The 8,239-nt window shown below is 41.3% G+C and carries 8 protein-coding genes; all 8 read right to left on the bottom strand.

Annotation, left to right across the window (positions count from 1 at the left end):
* Positions 1-537 (bottom strand): hypothetical protein (locus tag QZY09_RS08225; RefSeq protein ID WP_295670850.1); only part of this gene is annotated, 537 nt, incomplete at its 3' end.
* Between the two features lie 9 nt (positions 538-546).
* Positions 547-1,767: a hypothetical protein gene (locus tag QZY09_RS08220; protein WP_295670847.1), complete on the bottom strand. Its 1,221-nt coding sequence runs from the start codon at positions 1,765-1,767 to the stop codon at positions 547-549.
* Positions 1,670-4,228 carry a DNA gyrase subunit A gene (gene gyrA / locus QZY09_RS08215; protein ID WP_295670844.1) on the bottom strand — a complete coding sequence of 853 codons (2,559 nt, stop codon included), beginning with the start codon at positions 4,226-4,228 and terminating at the stop codon, positions 1,670-1,672. Before gyrA ends, QZY09_RS08220 begins: the two co-directional genes overlap by 98 nt.
* 268 nt (positions 4,229-4,496) lie before the next feature.
* Positions 4,497-4,910 (bottom strand): hypothetical protein, encoded by a 414-nt coding sequence (locus QZY09_RS08210; protein ID WP_295670841.1) that lies wholly within the window; start codon positions 4,908-4,910, stop codon positions 4,497-4,499.
* A gap of 1 nt (position 4,911) precedes the next feature.
* Positions 4,912-5,826 (bottom strand): oxygen-dependent coproporphyrinogen oxidase, encoded by a 915-nt coding sequence (gene hemF / locus QZY09_RS08205; RefSeq protein ID WP_295670839.1) that lies wholly within the window; start codon positions 5,824-5,826, stop codon positions 4,912-4,914.
* A gap of 98 nt (positions 5,827-5,924) precedes the next feature.
* Positions 5,925-7,157 (bottom strand): MFS transporter, encoded by a 1,233-nt coding sequence (locus tag QZY09_RS08200; RefSeq protein WP_295670836.1) that lies wholly within the window; start codon positions 7,155-7,157, stop codon positions 5,925-5,927.
* A 96-nt stretch (positions 7,158-7,253) separates the two neighbouring features.
* Positions 7,254-7,451 carry a cold-shock protein gene (locus QZY09_RS08195; RefSeq protein WP_096352812.1) on the bottom strand — a complete coding sequence of 66 codons (198 nt, stop codon included), beginning with the start codon at positions 7,449-7,451 and terminating at the stop codon, positions 7,254-7,256.
* A gap of 142 nt (positions 7,452-7,593) precedes the next feature.
* Complete coding sequence (locus tag QZY09_RS08190) at positions 7,594-8,229, bottom strand: peroxiredoxin (protein WP_096352813.1); 636 nt, start codon at positions 8,227-8,229, stop codon at positions 7,594-7,596.
* Between the last annotated feature and the right edge of the window lie 10 nt (positions 8,230-8,239).

Here is an 8,239-nt window from a genome sequence, read left to right as displayed (position 1 = left end):
CAGTGCTGCATAGTAGGTTGCGGTAGTATCGCCTGTCGCCTGGCTCCAGTTATCAAAAGATTGATAAGCCAGTTCAAATTTCCCGCCCTGGTACTGTTTTACACCCTGGGCCTGGAAATAGATTGCTAAATTGGTACCTGCATCGGCTATTAATTTGGTACATTTAGTTTTTATATCAGCATCTTTCTCAGTTGTTACTGCATCTTTTGCTTTTTTAATGGCTTCCTGGGCAGTTGTTATTAACGTTGCTGTTGCCGGAGCACCGGTAGTATCCATAGCAGCTGTAGCTGAATAAATAGCACCTATCAAAGCGTATGTTTGTGGCAACGTGGCTGTTTTGTCATTAGTTGAAGCTTTATCAATAGACGTTTTGGCATCAGCGATGTCCGTTTTGGCCTTTGCAGCTAAAATTTTCTGAGAATTCTCAACCGTATATTTATCGTAACTTTCCTGTGCGTCTCGCAATACCCCTTTTTGAGCAAAGGCGGTTACTGTGCTTAAACCTAAAAGGCCTATCATCAAAAGCTTTATTTTCATGATCTATTATTAATTGGTTAACTGTTTTAGTTTATTATTTACCTTATTTATTTGATTTTGATTTCCTTCCTGCTCATAAACTAACTTTAACACCTGGAGGCAATTAACTTCGTTTGGAGATATTTCATTTGCTCTTTCCAGCCATTGTGCGGCCCTGGTTTCATCCTGTGATTTATCTTTATCCCTGGGTGACTTACTTTGTTTAAAATACAATAATCCTAAATTAAATATAGGGTCATAAGCGGAGCTATTTAACTCAATTGAGCGTAAATATAGTGACTCAGCTTTATCATATTGGTCTAAATGATCGTAACAATTGGCTGCTACGAACGCAATATCAGCGTTATTTGTATTAATATCAAGCAAAGCCGGCAATAAATTCACCAACTGGTTATAATCTTTACGGTTAGTATAAATATTTGCTTCATCCAATAATAGCGACTTGTCATTCGGTAAAACTTTACGCGCTTTTTTTAACACATTCAACGCTGATAAGGTGTCACCAAATGATTTATAGATGCCGGCTGCCACTACTGCATACTCCGCTTTGGTGCTGTCGCCACCAACCATGCTCTCATAATACCTGGCTGCAGCATGTAAATTGCCAAGTTTATTATTGGTAAAGGCAATGTAGGCGGCCAGTTGTTTAAAATCAGGTGTGTATTTTTTTGCCGACTCAAATAATTGCAGTGCGGTTATAAAATCGGAAGCATTCATCGCAACAAAACCTTTGCGGATATAAACGTTGGCCAGGCACCGTTTTGAATAATCGAGTTCAACCTGGTATTTATAGCTTTTGCGCTGAGCCTGCAACCTGTCAACCAGGTCAGCAGTTTGCTGAAACATTTGCACAGGTAATTTTAAACTGTTTAATGAATCGATATACAGGATGCTTGAATATACAACTGCCTTATAAACATTCCTTTCCAGCTCAAGAGAATCCGGCGAGGCCTTTATCAAACTATCTACAGAGTTTTTAGCGCTGCTCAGATATTTCAACTCCTTTTTTTGTTTATAAAACGCAAGGCTGTTTACAACACTTTTCAGCACTTCTGACTGGCAAAAGGCTGAAGGTGCAATAAACAGCATTATTAAAAGCGGTAATACTATTTTACGGCCCTGCATTGTTTTTTTATTCTTGTGTTTCGCCCGCATCATCAGCAGCAGGTTCAATACCGTTATTTTCGGAGTTGTTTTCTGTTCCGTTTTCTTCTTCTTCTTCTTCTTCACGTTCAATTTTAGCAACTGAAGCTATCTCATCATTCTCTTTAAGGGTAATTAAACGTACACCCTGTGTAGCACGGCCCATAGTCCGCAATTCGCTTATGGCAATCCTGATAATAATACCTGATTTATTAATAATCATCAGGTCTTCTTTATCAGTAACACCTTTTATGGCAACAAGTTTTCCTGTTTTATCGGTAATGTTTAAAGTTTTAACACCTTTACCACCACGGTTGGTTACCCTGTAGTCATCGATGTCAGTTCTCTTGCCGTATCCTTTTTCAGAAACCACCAAAACTGTAGTTTCAGGATCGTCAATACTGATCATACCAACTACTTCATCATTCTCGTCCTCAAGCGATATGCCACGTACGCCGGTAGCGGTGCGACCCATTGGCCTTACGGTTGATTCGTTAAAGCGGATAGCGCGACCTGATTTTAGTGCCATCACAATTTCGCTGCTGCCACTGGTAAGGTTTGCCTCCAGCAAGGAATCTCCCTCGTTGATATTGATGGCATTTATACCGTTCGCACGCGGACGTGAATAGGCCTCGAGCGAGGTCTTTTTGATGGTACCTTTTTTGGTACACATAATGATAAAGTTATTTTCGAGGTATTCTTTATCCTTAAGGCTGAGAAGCTTGATGTATGCCTTAATATTCTCTTCCTTAGGAATATTAATTATGTTTTGGATAGCCCGTCCTTTAGAAGTACGCGAGCCTTCGGGGATCTCAAATACACGAAGCCAAAAACATTGTCCTGATTCAGTAAAGAACAACATATAATTGTGGTTCGATGCGATCAGTAAATGCTCAATAAAGTCGGCATCGCGGCTGTTGCTTCCCAGCGATCCTTTACCACCCCTGCCCTGCCTGCGGTATTCAGTTAAAGGCGTGCGCTTGATATAACCTTCGCGCGAGATAGTGATCACCACATCTTCATCTTCAATAAAATCCTCAGTATTCATTTCGGCAGATGAATGCACCATTTCGGTTTTACGTTCATCGCCATATTTGTCACGGATCTCGATTAGTTCGTCCTTAATGATCTGCATCCTTAAACCTTCATCAGCAAGAACTGAGTTTAAATAATCGATCAGCTTCATCAGACCTTCGTACTCATCTTTAATCTTGTCGCGTTCAAGTCCTGTTAACCTTCTTAAGGTCATGTCAAGAATGGCACGTGCCTGAATATCGCTAAGGGCAAACTGTGCAATTAAACCTTCCCTGGCATCTTCAGGTGTATTTGAACCACGGATCAATTTGATCACTTCATCGAGGTGATCCAGAGCGATCAATAAGCCCTCTAATATATGCGCTCTTTTTTGCGCTTCAGAAAGTTCAAATTTGGTACGGCGGATAACGACTTCGTGCCTGTGTTCAACAAAATGATGGATCAGGTCCTTCAGGTTAAGCAACATCGGGCGGCCATGCACAAGCGCGATATTGTTAATGCTGAATGAAGTTTGCAGGGCGGTATACTTATACAGGTTGTTTAATACGATCGCTGCATTAGCATCGCGTTTTATTTCATAAACAACACGGATACCTTCACGGTTCGATTCATCCCTGATAGCTGATATACCCTCTATTTTCTTCTCGTTCACCAGTTCGGCTGTCCGCTCAATCATCAGCGCTTTGTTTACCTGGTAAGGCACTTCGCTAACAATTATACGTTCACGGTCGTTATTATAAGTTTCAATCTCGGCCCGTGACCTGATCACGATTCTGCCCCGGCCGGTTTCGAATGCCTGTTTGGCGCCTTCAAAGCCGTAAATAATTGCTCCGGTCGGAAAATCCGGCCCTTTAATATAGGTCATCAACTCGGCGATATCAATGTCGCGGTTATCGATTAATGCTAACGTGGCATTCACTACTTCGGTTAAGTTGTGAGGCGCCATATTGGTAGCCATACCCACAGCGATACCTGATGCTCCGTTTACCAGTAAGTTTGGGAACTTGGCAGGCAAAACAGTAGGTTCCTCCAGTGAGTCATCAAAATTCAACTGAAAATCGATGGTGTCCTTGTTGATGTCGGCCAGCATTTCTTCAGCAATCTTTTCAAGCCTTGCTTCAGTATACCTCATCGCCGCCGGCTGGTCTCCGTCAATAGATCCGTAGTTACCCTGTCCTTCAACAAAAGGATAGCGTAAACTCCAATCCTGCGCCATACGTACCATGGCATCATAAACAGACGTATCGCCATGCGGGTGGTACTTACCCAGCACCTCACCCACAATACGGGCTGATTTCTTATATGGTTTGTTGTTGTTTAAACCCAGATCGAGCATGCCGTAAAGTACACGCCTGTGTACGGGCTTTAAGCCGTCGCGAACGTCAGGCAATGCCCTGGATACGATAACTGACATTGAATAATCAATGTAAGCTGATCGCATTTCTTCATCAATATTTATCGAAATTATTCTGTCTTCTGGGGGTGTATTTCCGTTTCCTGTTTCTTCGGCCATTTTTATTTCTGATGTAGATTCTTCTCTAAAGCTGTGTGTTTAAAAAGGGTTGTTAAACGACCTGCGAAGTTAAGAAAATTAATGGTTCCGGCCTACCATTTTTATTAACAATTCTGTTGCAGAGGGAGTCGGAAAGTCAGGAAAGACCGAAAAGACCGAAAGCAGGAAATTGTCCTGTTGATAAGTGCTTATTGCGTTTTATTAGATTCGAAAAAGAGAATAATTTCAAAATTACTCCTTTTTAAAATTTCCAAATCTCTGGTATTCCCTATTTTATTTTCTTCCAGTACTCTTCTACCCGCATCCCGGTAGGCAGGGTGCCTTTTAGTGTAAGCGTATCATTTTTCAAGGTGTAGATGTAGTGGATGGGTATGTTGGTTATTTTTGATGGCTGGGCCGAAAAGGTCTCCGTATCAATACAAGTATCGCCTTTAAAAACATAATTGCCCGCCTCATATTTTTGTGTTTTATAGCCTTTTTCGCTGGCATAGGCTTCATAATGGCCGGGCGTGTACCTCCGTTGCAGTTTATAATCAACTGTCGCGCCTTCCCTTTTCCCATTGTAGATGCCACCTGCAAACACCCATGTGCCTTTGAGGTTGGGTTGATTTTGAAACGAACATAAAACTAATGCCCCAAGAAGAGTGGCTGTATTTTTTATGCTGATCTTATTGTTTTTCATTTCACACCCAATCAATCCCTTTTTTTAACAATGATAATGTCTTTTCCTCCTCGCTCCCGGCCTCCGGCTGGTAGTTATAAAACCATTTGGCAGTTGGTGGCAGGCTCATCAATATTGATTCAATCCGGCCGTTTGTTTCCAGCCCGAATTTGGTACCGGCATCGTAAACCAGGTTAAACTCCGCATAACGGCTACGGCGCTGGTATTGCCATTCCTGCTGCACAGGAGTAAATACTTTATCTCTGTTTCTGTTAACAAGTTCTGTGTAAATAGGTATAAACGATCTTCCCAATGCTTTTGAAAACTCAAAAATATTTTCCCAGGTTAAGTCGTCGTTAGCAGTCAGCCTGTCATAAAATATTCCGCCTATTCCCCTTGTTTCATGGCGATGTTTGATAAAGAAATAATCATCGGCCCAAAGTTTAAAACGGTGATAAAAATCATGATGACAGGCATCGCAAACAGATTTAAGATACATGTGAAAATAGCGTGCATCCTCTTCGAAAACATAATGAGGGGTAAGGTCGATGCCTCCGCCAAACCAACGTAACGGTTCTTTACCTAAACCAAATGACGACGGCATTTCAAAATACCTGATGTTCATATGAATAATAGGCACCATCGGGTGGTTCGGGTGGATCACAATCGACACGCCGGTTGCAAAAAAGTCGTCCTGGTCAACCTTTAATGCTCTTTTTAACGTATCGGGCAAGTGGCCGTGAACCGCTGAAAAGTTAACACCGCCTTTTTCCAGGATATTCCCGTTTTGAATTACGCGCGTCCTGCCACCGCCGCCGCCATCCCGCTCCCACAGTTCCTCTTCAAAAATAGCTTTGCCGTCTGTCAGTTCCAGTGCGGCACATATTTCGTCCTGTATTTGCGTGTAATCTTCGGCTATTTGTTCTTTGTTGATCATCGGGGCAAAGTTAGTTGATTGGGTTGATTATGATGAATTAGTTGATTGAGGTAATTATAGTGTAAAATCCTTCACTTACTCAACCTGTTCAAATAAATCTACGATATCTCCAAATAATCCAGATCCTTCCCAAATGTTTCTTTTAATTGACTCAATGCCAGCAACGCGAGTACCGTAAGAATAGCCATCATGATGTACCCACTGTTTATCATACCGTAATGTGCTACCAATGCAACAAAACCCTGGCTGATGAGGATAAGCGATCCACGCACAAAGTTTGGCACTGTTGTAGCTACTGTTGAACGTAAATTGGTACCAAACTGCTCAGCAGCAATGGTTACAAATGTTGTCCAGTAGCCCACACCAAAACCCATCAAAAAACATAGCCATTGATAACGTTCTGTAGTAAGCCCTGTTGATTTCAGGTAAATTACTGCCGTGATTGCTGAGAGCACCAGAAAAATATACATTACCAGTTTCCTTGATTTTGTTATTTGTGCCAACAATCCGTTAATCATTCCGCCAACAGCAATGCCAACATATGCATACAAAATACTGTCGCCGGCGCTTAATTTATCGCGTGCATGCAGCGCAATACCAAATTCAGGTTGTTGCGAAATTAAGATACCCACGACATACCAAAGCGGCGCGCCAATTAAAATACAGCATAAATATTTTTTAAAGCGGTCCCAATTGGTGAAAAGCGTAAAGAAGTTGCCTTTAGAAACATCTTTGTGAACAATGTTTTTAAACATGCCCGATTCAAAAGTTCCCAATCGGAGCAACAATAATAATATCCCTAGTCCGCCACCAACAAAATAGGCTTCACGCCAACCATAATGCGCAACTATAGCCGCCGCAGCAGCACCAAAAAGGCCAACAGATGAAACAATCATCGTCCCATATCCCCTGTTTTGTTTGCTTAAAGTCTCGCTCACCAGTGTGATTCCGGCGCCCAATTCACCGGCAAGTCCTATACCGGCAATTACCCGGACAATCGTATACATTTCGGCGTTGTGCACCATACCGTTGGCGAAATTTGCCAGTGAATACAAGGTAATGGAGCCAAAAAGTACTTTAATCCGGCCTAGTTTGTCGCCAAGGACGCCCCAAAGTATCCCGCCTACCAGGAGGCCGGCCATTTGCCAGTTAAGAATAAAGATGCCTGTTTTAAAAACGTCTGCAGGTTTAACACCAACATCAAGCAGGCTTGCCTTCCTGACGATGAGAAAGATCAAAAGATCATAAATATCAACAAAATAGCCCAAGGAGGCTACCAATACTAATAGAACAGCATTCCGTGTAAGTTTGGCCGAAGCGTCAGCGGTCATAATTGCAATAAATAATTAGTTTGATTTAACAAAAATTTTCCTGAACAAAAAAACCCCTGTTAGCGCAGAGGTTTTTGAAGAAATTAATCTTTTAAATTATGCTTTTTTTACATTTACTGCCTGTAATCCTTTTCTGCCTTCTTCCACATCGTATGTAACGCTGTCGTTATCTTTGATGGCATTTACGCCGCCTTGTACATCCTTAAAGTGTACAAAAAGATCTTTACCATCCTCGGTAACGATAAAACCATAACCTTTTTGTGTGTTAAACCATTTTACTTTTCCAGTTTTCATAAATAATATAATTGTTGTATTAAAATTTGTTTTCCCGATTAAAAACCTATGCCAAAAACTGAATAAAAATAATTTATAATCAGAAAGGATATAGCACAGCCAATCTGTTCAAATATATAAAATAATTAATAACCAAATAAAATTATTTATTTGGTTGCGGCGTAAGGCGTAAATAGGGTTTAACCAGGGTAAAACCTTTAGGAAATTTCGCTGGAATATCCTCAGTTTTAATCGCCGGAACCACCACAACGTCCTCTCCTTCTTTCCAGTCGGCAGGTGTGGCAACACTGTAATTGGCAGTCAATTGTAATGAATCGATCACCCTTAAAATCTCCTGGAAGTTTCTGCCCGTGGATGCCGGATAAGTAATAATCAGTTTAATGGTTTTATCGGGTGCAATAACAAATAACGACCTTACGGTAGCAGTTAGTGATGCATTAGGATGGATCATATCATAAGCTAAAGCTATTTCACGATTCTCGTCGCCAATGATAGGGAAATTAACCTCAACACCCTGGGTTTCATTGATGTCTTTTATCCAGCCTTCGTGCGATTCAACTGAATCAACGCTCAGCGCAACAACTTTCACATTCCTCTTGTCAAACTCACTTTTTAAAGAGGCGGTTTTACCTAATTCGGTTGTACACACAGGCGTATAATCTGCAGGGTGTGAAAATAAAACACCCCAGCTATCGCCAAGAAATTCATAAAAATCAATGTCGCCCTGTGATGTTTTTGCTGTAAAGTTTGGAGCTTTATCTCCTAATCGTAAACTCATAATTTTTAAT

This window comes from uncultured Mucilaginibacter sp., from assembly GCF_903913935.1.
In the GTDB taxonomy this organism is placed as follows: domain Bacteria; phylum Bacteroidota; class Bacteroidia; order Sphingobacteriales; family Sphingobacteriaceae; genus Mucilaginibacter.
This window is presented reverse-complemented; position numbering and strand designations above follow the sequence as displayed.

Coding starts and splice junctions, on each gene's coding strand:
- hemF (WP_295670839.1), bottom strand. CDS start 5,826: ATGATCAACAAAGAACAAATAGCCGAAGATTACACGCAAATACAGGAC.
- QZY09_RS08210 (WP_295670841.1), bottom strand. CDS start 4,910: ATGAAAAACAATAAGATCAGCATAAAAAATACAGCCACTCTTCTTGGG.
- QZY09_RS08200 (WP_295670836.1), bottom strand. CDS start 7,157: ATGACCGCTGACGCTTCGGCCAAACTTACACGGAATGCTGTTCTATTA.
- gyrA (WP_295670844.1), bottom strand. CDS start 4,228: ATGGCCGAAGAAACAGGAAACGGAAATACACCCCCAGAAGACAGAATA.
- QZY09_RS08190 (WP_096352813.1), bottom strand. CDS start 8,229: ATGAGTTTACGATTAGGAGATAAAGCTCCAAACTTTACAGCAAAAACA.
- QZY09_RS08195 (WP_096352812.1), bottom strand. CDS start 7,451: ATGAAAACTGGAAAAGTAAAATGGTTTAACACACAAAAAGGTTATGGT.